This is a genomic window from Acinetobacter sp. Res13-Abat-PEC15-P4-01 (assembly GCF_015676285.1).
In the GTDB taxonomy this organism is placed as follows: domain Bacteria; phylum Pseudomonadota; class Gammaproteobacteria; order Pseudomonadales; family Moraxellaceae; genus Acinetobacter; species Acinetobacter nematophilus.
Genome location: NZ_JADAIN010000039.1, coordinates 59,568 through 81,423, shown reverse-complemented (window position 1 = coordinate 81,423; position 21,856 = coordinate 59,568). Strand labels below are relative to the sequence as shown.

Sequence of the window (21,856 nt, the reverse complement as noted above, 5' to 3'; positions counted from 1 at the left end):
AAAAAAATAGGCGCTCAATGCGCCTATTTTCCTTTTACAAGTTTATGATTGGTAGCCTGTTGGATTTTGTTTTTGCCAGTTCCAGCTGTCTGCTAACATATCTTCAAGGGTATATTTTGCTGTCCAACCGAGTTCTGTAACAGCTCGTGCATTGTTGGCAAATGATGTTGCTACATCTCCCGAACGACGGGGTGCAATTTCATAAGCGACAGCAACGCCATTCACTTTTTCGAAAGTATTCTTTACCTCAAGCACAGAACAACCGTTGCCTGTACCAATATTCCATGCACGACAACCTTTGGCATTTAAACGATTATTTAGCGCACATAAGTGTGCATTGGCTAAGTCAACCACGTGGATATAGTCACGAACTCCTGTCCCATCGATCGTGTCATAATCATCACCATAGATCGATAGTTTTTCTCGACGTCCAACAGCAACCTGCGTGACATAAGGCATCAGATTGTTTGGAATCCCTTGCGGATCTTCACCAATACGACCACTTTTATGTGCGCCAACTGGATTAAAATAACGTAATAGTGCAATCGACCAACGTGGATCTGCGATGGCTAATTTCTGCAACAATTGCTCAACAATCAGTTTGGTATAGCCATAATTATTTGAAGGCATACCTGTTGGCATAGTTTCATCTAAAGGAGAGATATTGGCTTCATCATAAACTGTTGCAGATGAGCTAAAAACGAGATTAAAAACCCCTGCCCTTTCCATGGCTTGCGTCAGCTGGATTGATCCTGCAATGTTATGATCAAAATAACTCAGTGGAATTTTTTGGCTTTCTCCCACCGCTTTTAAGCCTGCAAAATGAATCACCGCATCAATTTTATGTGTCGCAAATGCTTGGTCTAAATCATGTGGATCACGAATATCGCCTTGGATAAACTTCAGACTTTTCCCTGTAAGTTCCTGTACACGCTTGAGTGATTCTTCTGAACTATTGGACAAATTATCAAGCACAACCACATCATGTCCTGCTTCTAGAAGTTCCAAGCACGTATGTGAGCCAATATAACCTGCTCCACCTGTGACTAAAATATTCGCCATACGTTTTTTCTCTATTCTTTACCTAGCAATATCTTGATTAGACCTTGTGTGGAAGCATCTAATTGAGAAAAGTCTTTTTCTTTACCACTAAGAATAGGAAGCAGTTGATTGGCAATTTCTTTACCCTTTTCAACGCCCCACTGATCAAATGGATTAATATTCCACATGACCGACTGTACAAAGACTTTATGTTCATACAAAGCAATCAACATTCCAAGACTATAAGGACTGAGTTCTTGTAATAAAAGTGTAGAGCTGGGTTGATTGCCTTCATATTGTTTATATTCAGGTAAACTCTCTAACTCATCCGCATTTAAAGCCTGATTACCAAAAGCTAATAAACGTGATTGAGCCAAACAATTGGATAAAGCCAGATGATGTTGTTCAATCAATGCTTCAGCATTTTCTGCATAGGTAAATTGATTGGCATTATAGCGCTGTACAGGTGCGATGAAATCACAACTCACCGCATGTGTTCCTTGATGGAGCAACTGATAAAATGCATGTTGTGCATTGGGTCCTACTTCGCCCCATACAATCGGACACGTTTTTAGCTCGACTTTCTGATTGTTGCGTTGAATGGATTTACCATTCGATTCCATTTCCAGCTGTTGTAAATAGGATGCAAAATATTTCAACCGCCCATCATAGGGCAATACCGCATGAGTTTGGATATCCAGAAAATTAGTATTCCAAACCCCCAGCAATCCCATCAGGACTGGAATATTGTGTTCAAACGGTGTCTTTTGAAAATGTTGGTCAATCGCATAAGCACCAGCCAGAAGCTGTTTAAAGCCCTCAACACCGACTTGCAAGGCTATCGGCAAACCGATACAGGACCACAATGAATAACGTCCACCCACCCAATCCCATAGCAGGAACTGGTTGTCTGGTGCAATTCCCCATTCAGTCATTTTTTCAGGTTTGGTTGAAACACCAATAAAGTGATGTTGTACGATACTTTTGTGATGACCTAATGCTTTTTCCAACCATTGGCGCACGGTTTGTGCATTGGATAAGGTATCAATGGTCCCAAAGGATTTTGAGGAAATAATAAATAAAGTCGTTTCAGGCCGCAATTGATGCAACAGTTCAGAAAGCTGGCTTCCATCCATGGTCGAGACGAAATGAACTTTTAATGGTTTTGCTGTGGTGACTTTATAATCGGATAAGGCATGGCTGACCATAAGAGGTCCAAGATCTGATCCACCTACACCAATATTCACAACATCTTGAATCACTTCGCCCGTTGAACCACGACATTGCCCTGCATGCACTTTTTCAACAAGCTGAAACATGCGATCGAGTTGTTGGTGCACAGCTTGAGCCAATTCGGGGTAATCTTGATCCTGTTTAGGTAAACGCAACGCCCAATGCATTGCCGCTCGACCTTCAGTGTAGTTGATCGGCTCTTCTGTAAATAAACGTTGAATCCATGCACTCAGTTGCTTTGAATCTGCAAATTTAAACAAAGCTTCACATGCCGTTTGATCAATACGATGCTTACTGTAATCAAAACTCAATTGATCAAAATGAACCGAAAATTTTTCAAAACGCTGTGGGTCTTGCTGAAACAAATCGGTTAAACGTAATTGTTGAACGCTTTGCTGACTTTGATCCATCTCTAATATCGATGTTATCATACGCGCCCCACACCTTGATAAGCAAAACCTTGTCCTTTAACAAATTTTGGATCCCAGATATTACGTCCATCTAGAATAAATGGATGGGCCATTTTCTGCACAAGTTGAGTGTAATCTGGACTCCAATATTGCTTCCAAGCGGTTAATAGGCATAAAGCATGCGCATTTTCGACGGCTTGATATTGATCATGGCATAAGATTAAATCACTGCGCTCGCCATACAGAGCAGATACTCGCTCTAATGCTTGTGGGTCATGGAGTTGAACAATTGCACCTTGTGCCCAAAGTGCAGTAAGCATGGCATGAATTGGGGAGTTTTCAATACTCGAGGTATTTTCTTTAAAGGATGCCCCCCAAATCGCAACAATTTTACCCGTCAATTGTCCTTGGTAATAATTCCACAGCTTGCGAAACAAAATTTCTTTTTGCTGTTCATTAATATTCCAAACCTGATCGAGTAATTGGCTTTTGATTCCAGAACCAGCAACGGTACCTGTAAGGGTTAAAATATCATGAGAAAAATTTTCACCACCAAAACCTACACCAGAAGAGAGATAGCTCGCACCAATTCGATTATCCGCAGCTAAACCTTGTTTTACATTTTGAATATCAATATTGAGTTTTTCTGCCACTTGTGCCATATCATTCATGTAACTGATACGTGTTGCTAACATGCCTGAAATACTCAGTTTGGTAAATTCAGCATCTAAAAATGGCATAAAGAGGTATTGATGTTTTAATTGGAAAAATGGTCTTAACAACTCTTTAACAATTGCTTGGGTCGCCACATGATCGACACCAATGATTACCTGCTTGAGTCCAGTAAAACTTTGAATCGCATTACCTTCTTGAATGGTGTCTGGCAAATACGCCCAATGATCGGCAACCAAAATTTCTTTCAGTGTGTCTGTACCCTCCAAACCAAAGGTTGAGCCATTGATCATTAACTTCGGATGTATGATGGGGCTTCGCTTGAGTTCTTCAGCTAATTTTTTGGCTTGATCAAATTCAGACGGGTTAAAACTAAATAAAAAAACTTCACTGTGTAGTTGGAGTTGCTTCACGCCAACCAATTCAATGGCATGATTCTTAATCTGTTTTTGGATCAGCCGATTTAAATCTTCATCTTGATAGTGAACTGAGGACTGCTTTTCAACGCCTACTTGAGGACACCAATACACATGATGCCCATATTCAGCAAACAAGCCAGCGAGAACGCCAGCTTGAAGTGTTGTGCCAAATACACAAATATTCATATCATACCCAATATTTTATAAATTCAGTTCTTTGATGAGTTGTTTGAATTCTTCACCGAGTTTTGGATGTCCTACACCATAGTGCAATACAGCTTTTAAATAACCGATTTTACTACCACAATCAAAAGTTTGACCTTTCATCCGATAGGCTTCTACACTTTCTATTTTTTGTAAGGCTGCAATCGCATCAGTGAGTTGGATTTCGTTCCCTGCACCTTTCGGCGTTTGTTCGAGTAACTGCATAATTTTAGCAGGCAGTACATAACGTCCCACCACAGATAAGTTTGAAGGTGCTGTACCAACAGCAGGCTTCTCTACGATACCTTGCATGACAATACTTTCACCTTCTTCAGGTGATGCTTCAACATCTACAATACCATATTGATCTACCAAATGATCAGGTACGGCTTCAACCATAATTTGTGATGCTTTCGATGTGTTAAAACGTTGAATCATACGAGTAAGATCATTTTCAGTGCTATTTTCTTTGACCAACACATCTGGTAATAACACAGCAAAATCTTCATCACCCACCACTGATTTTGCACATAACACAGCATGACCTAAACCCAATGGTTGAGGCTGTCTTACACTAACCACGCTGACATTGCTCGGTAAAATTTCAGTAATTTCTTTGAGTAAATCTATTTTTTTCTTATTTTCTAATGTTGTTTCGAGCTCAAAATTACGATCAAAATAATTTTCTATAGATGCTTTTGATGAATGCGTCACCAAAATAATTTGTTCAATACCCGCTGCCACAGCTTCTTTGACCACATACTCAATGGCAGGGCGATCAACCACAGTCACCATTTCTTTAGGAATAGATTTGCTTGCAGGTAAAAAACGTGTGCCGAGACCAGCAACGGGAAGAATGGCTTTTTTAATCATAACGAACTTTCACAACAATATTAATGATTGGTAGATTTGGTATCTGTAGATTCTGTACCAGAAAAACGGCTCGCACCAACTGCTTGGTCTGGTGAATCAATACCTTCTTTTTTCAGCATCACTTCTACAGTTTTAAACATAATTTTAAAATCAAGAAGAATTGATTGTTTTTCAACATATTCAACATCTAGATCAAACTTCTCTTCCCAAGAAAGATTATTTCGGCCACTCACTTGTGCAAGTCCTGTCATACCTGGCTTAACTTCATGGCGGCGCATTTGGTGAGTTGTATAATGCTCCACAAACTCTGGAAGTTGTGGGCGAGGCCCAACAATACTCATATCGCCTTTTAAGACATTCAATAATTGCGGCATTTCATCCAAACTGGTTGAGCGTAATTTTTGTCCGAAGGGTGTAATCCGCTGATCATCTGGTAAGGGCTGACCATTTTGATCAAAAGCATTTTTCATAGAACGAAATTTAATCATTCTAAATTTTTTACAATCTTTTCCTGGACGCTCTTGATAGAAAAAAATAGGTGAACCTAAATTTTTACGTACTTTATATGACACAATCAGAAAAATTGGCGACAGTAATAAAAATGCTATTGACGCAATAATGATATCAACTAGTCTTTTCATTACAATAAAACCTCAATTTCTTATTTAATATTAGAGACATGCTGTAAAACCTCTACTATTTTTTTCATTGCTACTGGCTCAGAATAATTATTAATTAAAACACTTCTAGAAGATATCATATTATCTTTTGATGTACTTTCTGTAATTTGTAGGATAACTTGCGCTAAAAGCTCTGGATTTTCAGGTGGAACAACCCAACCAATTTGATGGGCTCTAATCATACAAGCAACTTCAGAATGTTCATCCATTATTGCTAATAGAGGCTTATCAGCTGCCATTGAAAAATAGGCTTTACTTGGTACACCTAATCCCAACATTCCGTCAGCTAAAGTTACGATCGCAATATCTCCAGCATTTAAGCCCTTAGATTTCTCACTTTGTTGCACAGAGCCAATATATTGTATATTCGAGTCACCTAATATTTGTATTGCATGATTAAGTTGTTCTACATATACACCGTCTCCCATAAATAAAAATTTAGGTCTTTTGAATGGTTCTATTAACTTAATCGCTTCAACAATATTATCTACACCTTGTACACGTCCAATATTACCAAAAAATTGAAAAATGGGGGATTCATTTTCCCAGTTTATTTTTTTTAATATTTCATTGGAACTTTTTTCTTCTACTTCAATATCATTTTCATCAATCCAGTTTTGAATCACAACACTATTTTTCTTATGAGTTTTTCCATCAACGAGATCTTTCATATCCTGGCCAATAACAATCAACTTTTCAGGGGTTGCATAGAAAATATCAAAAACTTTTTTTAAAACTTTATAAAGAAAATTTTCCTTTTTCAAAACTTTAGCAGCCACTAAGTTTTCAGGAAATACATCATGAACAAGTAACACCCATTTAAAACCGATCATTTTTTTAGCAAAGTAAATGACAACCAATAGAAAAATAGGTGTGGTTCCCGTAAAAACAAGATCTTGCTTTTTAACATTTTTTAATATTTTAATAAAAAAACGAAAAGAAATAATCAATTCAAAAAATAACCTTTGAATCAAACTCTTCTTATTCAAATTCAAATCTTTAACAATGATGCTTTCAGGGTCGATAACATCATTGTTTTTGTCTTCTTTGATAATCAAACATAACTCAGAACCATATACCTTTTTCAAATGGATATATAACTTATGAAACAAATACCCTGTCGTATTTTGATTTGAATGATAGTATTCTGTTACTAAGTATGTCTTTTTCATCATCTAATTGCCTTAATATTTTTTCCAAATTACACGATTAACATAGTCTGTATAACTTAAGATAATGCGTGCTATTTTTTCCGAAACATTTGGCATGCTGTAATCTTCGACTAAACGGAGTGCTCTTTCATCTCCTCTAGCTTGGTATTCTAAAATTTGCAGCCCTTGCAAAATACGTTCTGAAGTTAAGCCAACCATCATGACTGCGGCTTCCTCCATACCTTCTGGGCGCTCATGTGCCTGTCGTATATTCAGAGCTGGAAAGTTTAGAATAGAAGACTCTTCATTAATCGTTCCACTATCAGATAAAGCTGCTTTGGCACAAAGTTGTAATTTATTATAATCACTAAAACCCAGTGGTTTTAACAATTGTACTAACGGATGAAATGTTACGCCCATTTGTTCAATACGTTTACGTGTTCTAGGATGAGTGGAAACAATTACAGGATAATTATATTTTTCCGCCACGGCATTTAACATTTCAATCAAATTTAAGAAATTTTCATCTGAGTTGATATTTTCTTCACGATGCGCGCTCACAATAAAATACTCTTTCTCTTTCAACTTCAATTGTTCTAATACATTTGAAGATAGAATTTTCTCTTTATAATAGGTTAATACTTCAAACATTGGGCTACCTGTTTTGATCACAAGATCAGCGGGCAACCCCTCAGCAAGTAAATAATCTCGAGCAATTGTACTATAAGTCAAATTAATATCAGCAGTATGATCTACAATACGTCTATTAATCTCTTCAGGCACTCGCATATCAAAACAACGGTTTCCCGCTTCCATATGGAATGTCGGAATTTTACGTCGCTTTGCTGGAATAACGGCTGTACAACTATTGGTATCACCCAATACCAATAATGCATCAGGTTGAGCTTCCTCTAGAATCTTATCTACTGCAATGATAACATTACCAATTGTTTCTGCCCCAGTAGCCCCTGCTGCATTTAAAAAATGATCTGGCTTGCGTATACCTAAGTCTGTAAAGAAAATTTCATTTAACTCATAATCATAATTTTGACCAGTATGTACAATAACATGATCAAAATATTTATCGCATACGGCCATCACACGAGATAAACGAATAATTTCTGGGCGAGTCCCTACAACTGTCATTAATTTTAATTTTTTCACAAAATAACTCTTTAATTAGATAATGGCATTGCATATGTATCTGGTTTTGAACGGTCAAATATTTCATTTGCCCATAACATTACCACCATTTCATCATCACCAATATTGGTAATATCATGTGTCCAACCTGGAACTGTTTCCACTATTCTCGGCTCTTCACCAGAAGTTTCTAATTGATAAAACTCACCAGTGATCACATGTTTAAACTTAAACAAAGCCTTACCTTTGATCACCAAAAATTTTTCTGTCTTGGTATGATGATAATGCCCACCACGAGTAATGCCTGGATGAGCTGTAAAATATGAGAATTGTCCCGCATCAGGGGTTTTTAACATTTCTACAAATACACCACGATTATCACCATATTTTGTTACGGGATAGTCAAACTGCTTTGGACTAAAAAAACTTAGATATGTTGAATATAAAGCACGAGTTAAACCTTTACCTACTCGATCAGTAATTAAGGATTCTCTCGAACCTTTAAATCCATAAATTGTTTCAGCAAGTTGCCCCACGGAGATTTGATATTCAGGTTTAATTTCAAATGACTCATTTGCTGAATATTTTTGATTTAAAATATCCCAAATCGTTTCAACGACATCATCAATATAAACCAATCTAATCAGTGCATTTGGATCATTGATTTGTATAGGTAGATCATTTGCAATGTTATAACAGAAGGTCGCAACTGCTGAGTTGTAGTTTGGTTTTGACCATTTACCAAAAATATTGACCATTCTAGAAATGTAAATTGGATTTCCATTTTCTTGATTCAATTTAGTTAATGCTTGCTCTCCACCGAGCTTACTTTGACCATAAATGTTATCTCTTTCTGCCTGAATAGAAGATGATAATATAATTGATGTCTTTTTCTTATTCGCTCGCAAAATCTCACAAATTTTTTCAGTAAGCGAAATATTGCCGTCTATAAACTCATCATCGCTTTTAGGTCTATTTACGCCTGCTAAATGCACAATCCACTCAGCACCCAAAACCAATTGCTCTAACTCTTGCTCGCTTGAATCACGGTATAACTTTAATATTTCAATATTTTCTTTTTCAGATAAATACTGTATTAAATTTTTAGCTACAAAACCATTTGCTCCAGTAACCAAAACTTTCATTTTAAACCTCTGGTGACTTGTAAATACCATTTGTTAAATCGCGAATAAATTCAAGTTTAAGCAATAATTTTTTCATACCTTCAACATCTAAACGTATTGTATTATGTGAATTGTAATCCTCATATTCAACAACTTTGGTATTACCGTCTTCAATGTATTTTTCATAGTTTAAATCACGCTGATCTGCTGGAACTCGAAAATAATCACCAAGATCTTCAGCACAAGCTTTTTCTTCTCGACTTAGAAGAGCTTCATATGCTTTTTCACCATGACGAGTACCAATCACATTAATTTGATGATTTTCTTTATCAAGCATTTGTGTAATTGCACGTGCTAATGTATCAATCGTTGCCGCAGGTGCTTTTTGTACAAAAATATCACCGTTTTGACCATGATTAAACGCATAAAGTACAAGGTCAACTGCATCTTCAAGTGTCATCATAAAGCGAGTCATGTGTGGGTCTGTTATCGTAATGGCTTTTCCAGCCCGAATTTGATCAACAAATAATGGAATAACTGAACCACGTGAAGCCATAACATTGCCATAACGGGTTCCGCAAATAACTGTTCCTGTTCCTTCAAGATTACGAGATTTTGCTACCATTACTTTTTCCATCATTGCTTTGGAAATACCCATTGCATTAATTGGATATACAGCTTTATCTGTACTTAGACAGACCACACGAGATACTTTATTTTGAATTGCAGCTTCAAGTAAGTTTTCGGTGCCTAAGACATTAGTTTTTACGGCTTCTAAAGGATAGAACTCACAAGAAGGAACCTGTTTTAGTGCTGCCGCATGAAAAATATAATCAACACCACGTGTAACATTTAATACAGAATTGAAATCACGTACATCACCGATATAGAACTTAAGCTTAGATGATTGATACTTTTTACGCATATCATCTTGTTTTTTTTCATCACGGCTAAAGATACGAATTTCTTTAAAATCACTATCTAAAAAACGATTTAGTACAGCATTACCAAATGAACCTGTACCACCTGTAAGTAATAGAACTTTATTTTCGAACATTAAAAACTCTCGTTAACTAATCTTGTGATTAAATCTTTTTGCTTCAACCATTTATTTTCAGGTGTTAGATAAGACTTTTGGACCTGCTCTAAGCCTTTTTGAATCAATATTTTTTGCTTAGACTTATTAGATTCTATTTCTAGAATTTTTTCAGCAATGTCTTTAGCATCAAAAGGATCAAAGTAGACAGCAGCCTCTCCACACAATTCTACTGCAAAATCCAGATTAGATGTTAACAACACCTTCTGACTAATAAAAGATTCTGGATATACAGCCGTTGAAGCTTCTGCTAATGTAGGTAATAAAACAAAATCTGTTTTAGCATATAGCTCCACCATCTGTGTGTTATTTACTGGACCAAAAGTGTTAAAAAAGTTTTCGACTTTTTTACTTTTTGCGTCCGAAATAATATTAATCCAATGTTCTGACTTTTCATCAATCAAAAAATTAAAAATAATATGTGTTTTATTGCTACAAAGTAAATTCGAAGCAACATCAACTAAAATTTCTAAATTTTTGTGTGGATAGTATGCAGTAGGAACAAGAATCTCTAACTTTTCTTTACTCTTTCTTTCACTTTTTTTATTCAAGAAATTGGCATTAAAACTATTTTCAATTACAGAAATTTTAGAATCACTGAAACCTAAAAACTTACTTACACGATCTTTAAAAGCATTAGTTTCAACTACAACATAATCTGAATTTTTTCTCATTATCCTAGCTTTATATGCATTCAACATTTTCTGATAAAAATATTCAATTCTATTATTTTTATAAACATTATTTCTTGTATCAGGATATACCATTAATGGCAAAGCAAATCCTTGTAAAGTTTTGGCTTTAGGCCTCCAATAAGACGGGCCGAAAACAACAAATACTAAATCTGGATTATGTTTTTTTTCAATATTTAATAATCTTTTACCTTGCCTTTTTTTTCCAAAAATATTTTCATTTTTTTCAGGGTAATAATGGTGAATACCAAACTTTATTTTGCTTGTAAGTTGAGCATCAACTTCCTCTGAAGTAACACATATAACTTCAAATGCAGGATCGAGAGCAATATTATTAATTAGTGCTAAAGCAACTTGAACCCCACCGCCTTTTGAGCAAATCGAAGCATCTACTAAAACTTTCATGAACTACCTTCTTTACTAAAGCTATTTCTTTGTCATTTCAAAAAAAATTTGTTCCCACTTTTGCATTATATTATTTAATTCATAATCTTTTGCCTTTTCAACAGCCTTTTTAGACATCTCAGCACGTATCTCTTTACTACTAATCATAAAGCTCATAGCCTCTGCAAGTTTTTTAATGTTTCCATTTTCGACCAATATACCACAACCACTATTCTCTATTATTTCACGTGGACCAGTTTCACAGTCAAAAGCTACTATAGGCAATCCACAAGTTATACTTTCAATTAATACCATTGGTAACCCCTCTGACCTAGAAGACATAACATAAAATGCACTTTTTTCTAACTTAAGTCGTACATCTTTAGTTACACCAGCTAATTTTACCGAATTATCTAGCTTTAATGAATTAATCTGTTTTTGTAAAATATCTTTTAATTCTCCATTCCCATAAATATAAAGGGTCCAACCAGGATAGTTTTGTGCAATTAACGCCCAAGCATCAATTAATAAATCATACCCTTTTACAACAACAAGATTACCAACGGAAATTATACTCTTGCTATATAAATCAATCTTAAAATCAGGGTTCAATAAAATAGGTGATGCATTTGCAATTATAATTGTTCGGTTAGGAAGATTTTTCCAATCATTAAATGCTCCTTTAGATAAAACAACCACCATATCGAACTTAGAAGCTAGTTTAAAATGTTGCCAATCCCTAATTTTCCCATAAATTTTCCATAAAAAGTTATTTTTCCCATAAATTTCCAAAAATTTACTTTTATAATTTTTTTCAAAATGACACTCGTATATTTTTTTACAAGGAAGATTTAAATTTCCAAGAAACTCTAACTCTTTCCCCCCCATTGAGATGCAAATATCAATTTCTTTCTGCAATATAATTTTTTTTAGCTCATATTCATATACATTTAACAATTTCTTTGTTTCAATGATTTTACTAAAAATATTAAAATTAAATAAAGTATTAAAATTCAATTCAAAGTTAATAATTTCAACATCATTATTAACTTCAAAAAAACAGTGATCTCTATCGCTCATCTCAGTTGTTGCAATGAAAATTTTATATTTATTAGAGTTTGCCAAAAAGTTTACTTTACTTGTTAAAACTCTTTCCATACCACCCGAATTTTTTAATGATGGTATTAAATATAAAAGGTTGATTACCTTCATTAATGATTACTCTTTAAAAATTTAGAAAAAAGTTTGACTAAAAAATAAGTCACCAACATCCAGACAACTAGTCTTGTTCCCCATAAATAATCAATCCTTGGAAAAAAAACCGCTTGACTTGCTAGAAAGAAAAAACAAATTCTATAATATATATTAATTTTAGCTTTATTATTAAAATAATTAATCATGACTCCAAAAGCAAAGAATACAAAAACCACCCCTAACACACCTAAAGATAAATATGCCTCACCAACCATATTTGTGCCTAATCCAAAACTTGCGTTATATCCAAATTCTAGAAATGTAGGCAATGTACCTGACGTCATATAGTCTGGTATACTAAAAAAATTCATTAAACTCTTAATTCCTGGAAAAACACCAAAAACTGAAGCCGATACATTTAAAAAGTATACATAGCCATATGAGTCAACAAAATCAGTTAAAACGTATAGGTTTCTGTTATTAATAATTAAATCTAGAAATGAATCAAAGACTGAGCTTTTCCCATTAAACAACTCAACCAATACAGCACTAAAACTTGAATTATCTACACCTATTTCACGATAGACTTGAACAACATGAAGCAAAAATGCCCCTATAAACATCAGCATTGAAACTACAGCAACAGGTATCTTTTTTATAAAGTTAGAATATTGAATTAATAATAAGAGCGCTAAACTCATTGCAAATAATCTAGCACCAGTAGAAAGAAATACTATAATCAGGCCCAAAATATAAAATAAAATAATTATTTTTAAAAGTCTATTATTATTATTAAAAATTAATACACTTAACAAATAAGTAGTAACGCTTAAAAAAAGCATAAAATAAACACTAACACCACTTTCAGCGTTTCCACCGCTATATATATCCTTATAAAAACTCAACCCTCCTAATGAAAAAAATATAATAAAATTCACTAAAGATAGAAAAAAAACAATCCACACTATATGATCACTAATTTTTATTTCATTATATTTTAATCGTACATTTTTTTTATAATTAGAATTTCCTAGTATATAAAAAGCATAACCCAGCAATGCTAAACTTGTAGATTTTGATATTACATTTTCATTAAAAGAAAATGCAAATAGGCTAATAGCTGGATTATTTAAATAATAAAAAACCGGATAAATAAAATTCGTCATTAGAAAGGAGATCATGAATAAAAATTCAAACGATAAATTTCTATTTTTAATATCTTGTAAAAAATAAACCACATTAAAAAAAATATAGGCAATAAATACAAAAAAGCAAAACTCATAAGAATATGTTTGCGGAGCAGATATATAAAATAAAATAGAAATAAAACACATTAATATATTTATTGAAATTTTACCCACTTACATTCTCCCTTTTATATATTGAACATTCATTCTTAAAAATTTAATTATTCGCTGAATACCCATCAACATAAAAAAGAACTTGTTCTTAAATAAATACATTACTATCTTACCATACATAGAGCCGCTAGAATAAAAAACCCTATCTTCAACAACAAAAAGCTTATAAATCAAATTATACTGACTAATAGAACTTACATCTCTCAATAACTCTATAATTTTCAATTCTAAACCTTTTTCAATGCTTGGATATAAACCTTTTTCTCCTTTAAAATCCACAAAATACTTTAAATGTTCATTTAACACAAAAACTAAGTCCTTTATATTTTTATCTTTAATATTTGAAGAGTATGAATTAACATTCCATCTTATATAATGATAGAATGGCTTATCTATTTTTATTATTTTTTTAGCACCATATATTAATCTAGGCACCACCATATAATCTTCACCATAATTAACACCATCATGAAAACTTGCACCTACCTCTAAAAATAGTTCTTTCTTTATAAATTTATTCCAAATCGCAGGTTCAGATCTCCCCTCCAAAATAAATTTTAAATATTCATTTTTATTATCACTATAATAATGTGAAACTATTTTGTTTTTTTCTTTCCATTCTAAAAAATAATCAAAAGTAACAATATCTGCCTTCTCCGCTAAAGCCACTTCAACCAAGCTATATACTGTATCTTTTTCTATATAATCATCACCGTCGACTTGTAGAATATATAAGCCGCTTGCATGTTTTAGTCCAGTATTTCTGGTAGCAGCTATTCCTTTATTTTCAGAGTGATGAATTATATGAACATTTTTCACTCTGTTAGGATAGTTTTTTAATTCTAGTTCTATAATTTGAACAGACTTATCAGGTGAGCAATCGTTAACAAATATATATTCAATATTTTCATAAGTCTGATCAAAAACAGATTGGATACACTTTCCAATATATTTTTCAACATTATATATTGGGACAATAATACTTATTAATGGCTTCATATTAATTTCTCTTTCTTTACTACGAAATAACAATATATAATTTCTGCCAAAGCAGAGATAGCTACAGCTAAAGCCAATACAACTATATTCTTAATCAAAAATAAGCCTATAAGCATCACACCACACAATACTACCAATGCAACAAACTGATTTTTAGCTACATAAAAAGTTTTATTATTTGGAACAAAAATAAAATTAACAAAACAACCTACAACTAACCAAGTCAACACTGTAACACTTAGTATGACACTTAATATATATGCCTCTCCCATTTTACCGTGACCTAAAAGATCAACCAAATACCATCCAAGGACGGTTATAAAAAAGATAACAAAAAAACCTATTGCAAATTCGAATTTTATTATATTTTTTATACGTTGTTTTGTTATTTTATTAATAATCTTGGGAAATATCGCTGCATTTAAACTAACAAAAATTGTCCTTGGTATTATAATTATTTTCATGGCCAAATCGTATAATGCAACCTCTTTCATACCAAAAAATATCCCCATTACAATTACAACACTTTGATCCTTAATCACAGACGTAATAGAGTTTAAAAAAAAGGGGAAACTTTCTTTAAAAATATGTTTTATTTCACTTATTCTTTTTAATTTAAAGTTGATTTTCTCCGTATATAGAATCAAAACAAATGCAAGAATTGAAGAAGTAACAGTTGTTAATGATGCAATTAAAACAAAGTTAATAAAATCGTTTTTCTCTTTTACAAGTAAAATAATTAAAGGAATAGATAATATTTTAAATATAACTTGCAAAATAGTAACAAGTTTCATTTTCTGAATGCCTTGAAAATACCATAATGGCAAAAAAATGGTACCTAATACTTGAAGATATGTTAGCAAAAGTATTTCTATATGGTTATATAATAATGGTATCGAAACTAACAAAAAGAAGAAAAAAATAGTACTAATAATTGTTAAATATATCTTTGATGATGTTACAACATCTAAAATTTCTTTTTTCTTATTTTTATCTTGCGGATTTTCAGAAACAACTTTTAAAGCAGGTAAATCAAAACCAAAATTAATAATATTTATTAGTATAGTTACTATTGACAATGCAAAGACATATATACCATATTGATCTACACCAAGTTTCAAAATCAAATATGGATAAATTGCAAGATATGCAAATGAATTAACAAATTGTAAAACTGTCATAAAAAAATAATTTTCAATCACTGTTTTATATTCTTTTATAAAGTTTGAAACTTTAAAAAAATTCATCACTAAATATAACTCATATATAAGGCTACTTACAAAAAAACATCAAATTACACAGCATAACTTATTAAAAATGGAAGGATTAAGACTATTTCACATCATCACTCTTAGCCATTTAGTACAAACTAAGTTGTTCTTCAACAAAAAATTATCTCAAAATTTCAGGGTAATAGATTTAAAAATTTCCAAAACCTCAAACTAGTAGCACCTTAAATACTACAATAGAATCAATAATAAGCATTCAATATCACATCTTACTTACAAAATTTTATTGTATTTCACCTGACATTCGCTTACCACAGATAATATCTCCCTAGGCCAACCAAAGTTAATCATTATAAAATCCATCAAACAGGATAATCGACTACTATTGCTAATGAAATAATATGCTACGATTATATAGCAGATTTTAAACAAAACTTCTTAAATTCCACAATCAATCCATCACAAATAAAGTAGGATTTAGGCTAATTTTAGCATACAATCTTACCTCCAGATTAAGTTCAAGTTAAAACGTAATATAAAATAAGGGTTTTGAATGTGAAGTATCCGTACACATCACTGTTGACAATTTTAGCCATTTCAATTTCATTTTCTGGTTGTGCGATCACTTCAGGGCTTCAAACCTATGATTTACCTGAGCAAGGACAGTATAAAACTGATCAAGGTGCTGAACTCTCAGTTGTTCAATTAACCCAAACGACTATTCCAAGCCTAAATATTGTAGATCAAGCCCAATCCAGCGATCTTGCTTCATTATTTCATCATCAACAAAGCACTTATCGTTTAAGTTCAGGCGATGTTCTTTCGATTCAACTTTGGGCCTATCCTGAAATTACACCTCCCATCCAAGATGCGACCAACATCAAGGCTGTAGGCTATCCAATTGATTCAAACGGCAATGTTCAATTACCTTTAGTGGGTTCTGTACGTATTGCAGGCAAAACTTTAGCTGAAACCAATCGTTTTTTACACAGCCAGTTTGCAAAATATTTAAAACATCCTGATGTGGTTGTTCGTGTACTGTCTTATGAAGGGCATCGTTATTTTGTTAACGGTCAAGTCTTGCGTAGCGGACAATATACTTTAAATGATCAACCGATCAGTATCTATACTGCCTTAGGTCAAGCTGGTGGTATCGACACAAAAACAGGCGATACCACAAACATTCAGCTGATTCGAAATGGTCAAACCTATAACTTAAATACCATTCAGCTCGAAAAACAGGGACTGTCTCTACATCAACTGTTGATTCAACCGAATGACACCATTTTTGTCCATACCAAACAAGATCAAAAACTCTATGTGATGGGTGAGTCAAGTCGTAGTCAAGCGCTAACATTGCGTGATCAAGGGATGACCTTAAGTGATGTACTTGGTGAGAGTGAAGGCATTAGTCCTTATTCTGCAAGTGCTGCACGAATTTATGTGATGCGTACTAATTTGGATACCAAACAATCGACAATTTATCATCTGAACTTAAGTAGTCTAGGTAATTTGGCTTTAGCCAATCAATTTGCCATGCAAAAAAATGATATCGTTTATATTGATGCTACCGGTCTAACACGCTGGCAACGTATTATGAATCAAATTATTCCATTCTCAAGTGCTTTATATAGCTTTGATCAATTGGGTAAATAAGATGCAGATTCGAAACATATTAGTGGTTTGTGTTGGCAATATTTGTCGTAGTCCAATGGCAGAATTTTTTTTAAAACAAAGCCATCCTAATCTAAAAATAGAATCCGCAGGGCTTGCTGCCATGGTTGGTCATTCTGCAGATGATAAAGCGATTGCCTGTATGGATGCTTTAAGTATTGATATGCGTTCGCATATTGCACGACAAATTAATGCAGATCTGATCAAAAAAGCAGACTTAATCTTGGTAATGAGTAAAAATCAGTCTCAACATATTGAGCAGAAATGGCCCTTTGCCAAAGGTAAGGTGTTTCGCTTAGGTCATTGGCAAGATCAAAATGTGCCTGATCCATACCAACATGATCAAGCTTTTTTTGATGAAACATGTAAAAATATCCAAGCTTATGCCACTGACTGGCAATCACATCTATAAATTTTAATTAGTTGTTTACCTATGAATCAAAATTCAAAAACTAATGATGATACGATTGACTTAAAAGAGTTGTTTTTCTCTTTAATTGCCCAATGGAAAGTGATTGCACTTTGTGTCATTTTAAGTTTGATCTGTGCTCTACTTTACTTACGTGTAACATCACCTATCTACTCCACAGATGCCTTAGTTCAGGTTGAAGATGGTAGGAGTGCCGCTTCAGCTGCCTTAATGGGTGGGTTAAAAGATATTGCTGGCGGCTTTGGTCAAAAATCCCCAGCTGATGCTGAAATGGAAATTTTAAATTCACGACTTGTACTTGGAAAAGTCATCAATAATTTAAATTTAAATATTCGAATCAAGAACAATGCTGATACTTTCTTACACAGACTAATCTCTAAAGATAAAACACAACTAAGCTATAGTGCCAAAGCCGTTAGTTTTCAAGAAAATCAGTCTGGTTTCTCCATATTAAAGTTTGATATCCCAGAATATTATTATGATAAACCGCTCATCTTAAAGTTTATAGACAAAAATCAGTTTAGTTTAACTTATAAAGATCAAGTTGTATTTAAAGGTGTCCTTAACCAAATTAACCAATTTCAAAATAATAACGGTCTATGGTCTATTCAAATTAATAGTAGCCATCCATTTCAACAAGACTTTACCATTACTAAACTTGCACTTCCTTCAGCGATGAAAATAATTCAAGCAACTTATTCAGTTGCTGAAAAGGGCAAAATGACAGGTGTGATTGGTCTAAGCTATAGTGGAAGTGATCGGCAACATATCACTCAGGTGCTGAATCATATCTTAGGTGTTTACCATCAACAAAACATTGAACGTAAAACCTTAGAATCAAAACAAACTTTAAGTTTTCTTGATCAGCAGCTTCCTGAGTTAAAACAGCAACTTGAAGCATCCGAAATTAAATTTAATAAATTCCGTGAACAATATAATACTGTGGACGTCACTCAAGAATCAGAGTTGATGTTAAAGCAAAATGTTGAATTGGAGAAAATGCGTATTGAGTTAAAGCAGAAACAAGCTGAATACTCTGCCAAATACACTCCTGATCATCCGCTGATGACAGAGATCAATGCGCAACTTGCAGCAATTCAGAAAAAATCAACTGAGTTGAATCAAGCAATTAAACGTTTACCTGAAACCCAACGTCTATACTTACAACTTTACCGTGATGTTAAAGTCAATACTGAACTCTACACATCATTATTAAATAGCTATCAGCAATTAAAAATTGTAAAAGCGGGTGAAATCGGCAATGTACGTATCATTGATACCGCAGTTGAACCCGTAAAACCAATTAAGCCTAAAAAATTGATTGTGTTACTTCTTTCTATTTTTGTAGGTGGATTTATTGGAGTAATGATTGCTCTACTTCGTAATATGCTTTCATCGGGCATTAAAGATGCAAGTCGTATTGAAAATGAACTTGATTTACCAGTTTATGCAACTGTGCCTCGTTCTCCAATCCAAGAAAGTCGTGTGCAATTGCTGAAAAAGAAAAAATCGATTCCTATCCTTGCGGTTAAAAATGGCGAAGATATCGCGATTGAAAGTTTACGCAGTATTCGTACAACCATCCATTTTGCATTAAACAATGCCAAAAATAATATTATTGCGATTTCGGGACCTGCACCAGAAATTGGGAAATCTTTTATTTCAACCAATCTTGCTGCAATTTTTGCGCAAGGCAATAAAAAGGTGCTTTTGATTGATGCCGATATTCGTCGTGGCTATTTACATAAATACTTTGATAATGATACAGCACCAGGTTTAACTGAATATCTAACCAATCAAAGTTCGCTAGAACAATGTATTGTGCATTCAAACAGTGTAAACCACTTGGATTTTCTGCCTCGTGGTAAGAACCAAGGCAATGCAGCTGAAATGCTGAGTTCACCACGTTTTAGTGAACTACTATCCCAACTGTCTCAGCAATATGATCATATTATTATTGATACGCCACCGATCTTGGCAGTGACAGACGGAATCATCATTTCACAATTTGCCGGTGTTAACTTGGTGGTTGCACGCTATGCCAAAACTCAGATGAAAGAATTGGAATTGACTGTGAATCGCTTTGAACAGGCGGGAAGCAAAGTGAACGGGATTATTCTCAACGATGTTCAAGCAACAGCTGGCGGTAATTATGGCTATAATTACGCCTATGCTTATACATCGACCAAAGATGATTAATTCCAAATAAGACAAAAAGCCAGATTTATTCTGGCTTTTTTATGCTGGGGCAATGGACAACATAACTGTATATTTTTAGTTGTTCAGCTCAGATAACTATATCGTTTAGACTAAAGAAGTTATATGCTTGTGCAGTTTCTGTTCATTCTGTAAATGAACTTGTTAAAAGATTAAAATTTGGAATTTTTTATGAGTAAAGCCTTACCCATCGCAATCGCTGTAATCTTAGGTGGTGCTGCACTTGTTCCTGTTTATTATGCATCTCAACACCCTGCTGATGTAAACAGTAGTCATTTAATGTCAAAAGACGCAAAACCTGTAGAAAAAATCAGTTATGCGCTTGGTTATGAAGTTGCCAGCCAAACTCCACCAGAAGTTGATGTCAATACATTTATTAACGGTATCCGTGACGGTCATGCGAAAAAGCAACGTGCCTATACTGATGAAGAACTACAAAAGGCTTATGTTGAGTTTCAAAAAGAAATGCAACAAAAGCAATTGCAACAAACAAAACAGTCTAATGCATCCAGTGATGCTTTCTTAGCAGAAAATGCAAAGAAAGAAGGTGTTAAAACAACTGCATCAGGATTGCAATATAAAATCACCAAAGAAGGCACAGGCAAACAGCCATCTGCGACCTCACAAGTGACCGTACACTACAAAGGTCAACTTTTAGACGGTAAAGTGTTTGATAGCTCTTATGACCGTGGTCAACCTGTTGAATTCCCTTTAAATCAAGTGATTCCAGGGTGGACTGAAGGTTTACAACTGATGAAAGAAGGCGGCAAAGCAACCTTGTATATTCCTGCAAAACTGGCATATGGTGAACAAGGTGTTCCAGGGACGATTCCTCCAAACAGTACACTCATTTTTGATGTTGAACTGATTCAAGTGAAATAACAGTTAAAGAAAGGAGAGGTTTACTCTCCTTTTTGGATTTTTAATTATGAAAAAGACACTGATTGCACTCAGTATGGGTTTAATAAGTAGCGTTGCTTTTGCTGCACCCATTAACAATAAAAGCGCTCAGCAAGATCAACTTGGCTACAGCTATGGTTATGTCATGGGACGTAGCAATGCTGATACCCTTAAACAGATCAATTTAGATGCCTTTATTCAAGGAATTAAAGAAGGATCTACAGGTCAAAAAGCTGCATTGACCGATGAAGAAATGGCCAAAGCATTAGCCCAATACAAGCAACAGACTGAAGCTAAACAGTTGCTAGAATTTAAAAAAGTCGCTGATGAAAATGCTCAACTTGGTGAAAAATTTCTTGCTGAAAATGCAAAAAAAGCAGGTGTGATTACACGCCCAAGTGGTTTACAGTACAGTATCTTGCAACAAGGAACTGGAAAATCACCTTCAGCAAAGTCTAAAGTATCTGTCAATTATGAAGGTCGCTTACTGGATGGCACCGTTTTTGATAGTTCTTTTGCACGCAACGAAGCTGTTGAATTCCAAGTCAGCCAAGTCATTCAAGGCTGGACTGAAGGGTTACAACTGATGAAAGAAGGTGCTAAATATCGCTTCTTTATTCCAGCAAAACTCGCCTATGGAGACATGGGTGCAGGCGATGCGATTGGACCAGACAGTACCTTAATCTTTGATGTAGAGCTGTTGAAAGTGTTACCTTAGTTTCAGCATAAA

At 34.1% G+C, this 21,856-nt stretch carries 19 protein-coding genes; 5 read left to right on the top strand and 14 right to left on the bottom strand.

Annotation, left to right across the window (positions count from 1 at the left end; all coding sequences use genetic code 11):
• Nucleotides 1-42 precede the first annotated feature (42 nt).
• From galE to IMO47_RS15350, 14 genes are read right to left on the bottom strand one after another with little or no spacing between them, the layout of a single operon-like run.
• The gene (gene galE, locus IMO47_RS15415; protein WP_196075412.1) at nt 43-1,062 is read right to left on the bottom strand and encodes a UDP-glucose 4-epimerase GalE; all 1,020 of its coding nucleotides are present in this window, start codon (nt 1,060-1,062) and stop codon (nt 43-45) included.
• 11 nt (nt 1,063-1,073) lie between these two features.
• Entirely contained in the window at nt 1,074-2,705 is a 1,632-nt protein-coding gene (gene pgi / locus IMO47_RS15410) for a glucose-6-phosphate isomerase (RefSeq protein WP_196075411.1), read from the bottom strand.
• Nucleotides 2,702-3,961, bottom strand: a complete 1,260-nt coding sequence (locus IMO47_RS15405; protein ID WP_196075410.1) for a UDP-glucose/GDP-mannose dehydrogenase family protein — start codon at nt 3,959-3,961, stop codon at nt 2,702-2,704. The genes pgi and IMO47_RS15405 overlap by 4 nt, the downstream gene beginning before the upstream one ends.
• A gap of 15 nt (nt 3,962-3,976) precedes the next feature.
• Nucleotides 3,977-4,852 carry a UTP--glucose-1-phosphate uridylyltransferase GalU gene (galU, locus tag IMO47_RS15400; protein ID WP_196075409.1) on the bottom strand — a complete coding sequence of 292 codons (876 nt, stop codon included), beginning with the start codon at nt 4,850-4,852 and terminating at the stop codon, nt 3,977-3,979.
• A gap of 20 nt (nt 4,853-4,872) precedes the next feature.
• On the bottom strand, nt 4,873-5,493 hold the full coding sequence (locus IMO47_RS15395) for a sugar transferase (RefSeq protein WP_196075408.1): 621 nt from the start codon (nt 5,491-5,493) through the stop codon (nt 4,873-4,875).
• 20 nt (nt 5,494-5,513) lie between these two features.
• Nucleotides 5,514-6,707: a glycosyltransferase family 4 protein gene (locus IMO47_RS15390; protein ID WP_196077808.1), complete on the bottom strand. Its 1,194-nt coding sequence runs from the start codon at nt 6,705-6,707 to the stop codon at nt 5,514-5,516.
• Nucleotides 6,708-6,716: 9 nt separating this feature from the next.
• Entirely contained in the window at nt 6,717-7,847 is a 1,131-nt protein-coding gene (wecB, locus tag IMO47_RS15385; RefSeq protein ID WP_196076154.1) for a UDP-N-acetylglucosamine 2-epimerase (non-hydrolyzing), read from the bottom strand.
• Between the two features lie 11 nt (nt 7,848-7,858).
• Complete coding sequence (locus tag IMO47_RS15380) at nt 7,859-8,971, bottom strand: NAD-dependent epimerase/dehydratase family protein (protein ID WP_196076153.1); 1,113 nt, start codon at nt 8,969-8,971, stop codon at nt 7,859-7,861.
• A gap of 1 nt (nt 8,972) precedes the next feature.
• The gene (locus IMO47_RS15375) at nt 8,973-10,007 is read right to left on the bottom strand and encodes a polysaccharide biosynthesis protein (RefSeq protein WP_196076152.1); all 1,035 of its coding nucleotides are present in this window, start codon (nt 10,005-10,007) and stop codon (nt 8,973-8,975) included.
• The gene (locus IMO47_RS15370; protein WP_196077983.1) at nt 10,007-11,143 is read right to left on the bottom strand and encodes a glycosyltransferase; all 1,137 of its coding nucleotides are present in this window, start codon (nt 11,141-11,143) and stop codon (nt 10,007-10,009) included. Before IMO47_RS15370 ends, IMO47_RS15375 begins: the two co-directional genes overlap by 1 nt.
• A 21-nt stretch (nt 11,144-11,164) precedes the next feature.
• Nucleotides 11,165-12,334, bottom strand: coding sequence for a glycosyltransferase family 4 protein (locus IMO47_RS15365; RefSeq protein WP_196083701.1), 1,170 nt, complete (start codon nt 12,332-12,334; stop codon nt 11,165-11,167).
• On the bottom strand, nt 12,334-13,677 hold the full coding sequence (locus IMO47_RS15360; RefSeq protein WP_196083702.1) for an O-antigen polymerase: 1,344 nt from the start codon (nt 13,675-13,677) through the stop codon (nt 12,334-12,336). Before IMO47_RS15360 ends, IMO47_RS15365 begins: the two co-directional genes overlap by 1 nt.
• Nucleotides 13,678-14,676, bottom strand: a complete 999-nt coding sequence (locus IMO47_RS15355) for a glycosyltransferase family 2 protein (protein WP_196076276.1) — start codon at nt 14,674-14,676, stop codon at nt 13,678-13,680.
• Nucleotides 14,673-15,923 carry an oligosaccharide flippase family protein gene (locus IMO47_RS15350; RefSeq protein ID WP_227552342.1) on the bottom strand — a complete coding sequence of 417 codons (1,251 nt, stop codon included), beginning with the start codon at nt 15,921-15,923 and terminating at the stop codon, nt 14,673-14,675. The genes IMO47_RS15355 and IMO47_RS15350 overlap by 4 nt, the downstream gene beginning before the upstream one ends.
• 537 nt (nt 15,924-16,460) lie before the next feature.
• On the opposite strand from IMO47_RS15350, the gene IMO47_RS15345 reads away from it, so the two are divergent.
• From IMO47_RS15345 to IMO47_RS15325, 5 genes are all read left to right on the top strand, one after another.
• Nucleotides 16,461-17,561, top strand: coding sequence for a polysaccharide biosynthesis/export family protein (locus tag IMO47_RS15345; RefSeq protein ID WP_196076728.1), 1,101 nt, complete (start codon nt 16,461-16,463; stop codon nt 17,559-17,561).
• Between the two features lies 1 nt (nt 17,562).
• Complete coding sequence (locus IMO47_RS15340; protein ID WP_196076729.1) at nt 17,563-17,991, top strand: low molecular weight protein-tyrosine-phosphatase; 429 nt, start codon at nt 17,563-17,565, stop codon at nt 17,989-17,991.
• A 21-nt stretch (nt 17,992-18,012) separates the two neighbouring features.
• Nucleotides 18,013-20,208 carry a polysaccharide biosynthesis tyrosine autokinase gene (locus tag IMO47_RS15335; RefSeq protein WP_196076730.1) on the top strand — a complete coding sequence of 732 codons (2,196 nt, stop codon included), beginning with the start codon at nt 18,013-18,015 and terminating at the stop codon, nt 20,206-20,208.
• A 189-nt stretch (nt 20,209-20,397) separates the two neighbouring features.
• Nucleotides 20,398-21,108: an FKBP-type peptidyl-prolyl cis-trans isomerase gene (locus IMO47_RS15330; protein WP_196076731.1), complete on the top strand. Its 711-nt coding sequence runs from the start codon at nt 20,398-20,400 to the stop codon at nt 21,106-21,108.
• A 46-nt stretch (nt 21,109-21,154) separates the two neighbouring features.
• Nucleotides 21,155-21,844: an FKBP-type peptidyl-prolyl cis-trans isomerase gene (locus tag IMO47_RS15325; protein WP_196076732.1), complete on the top strand. Its 690-nt coding sequence runs from the start codon at nt 21,155-21,157 to the stop codon at nt 21,842-21,844.
• Nucleotides 21,845-21,856: the final 12 nt, after the last annotated feature.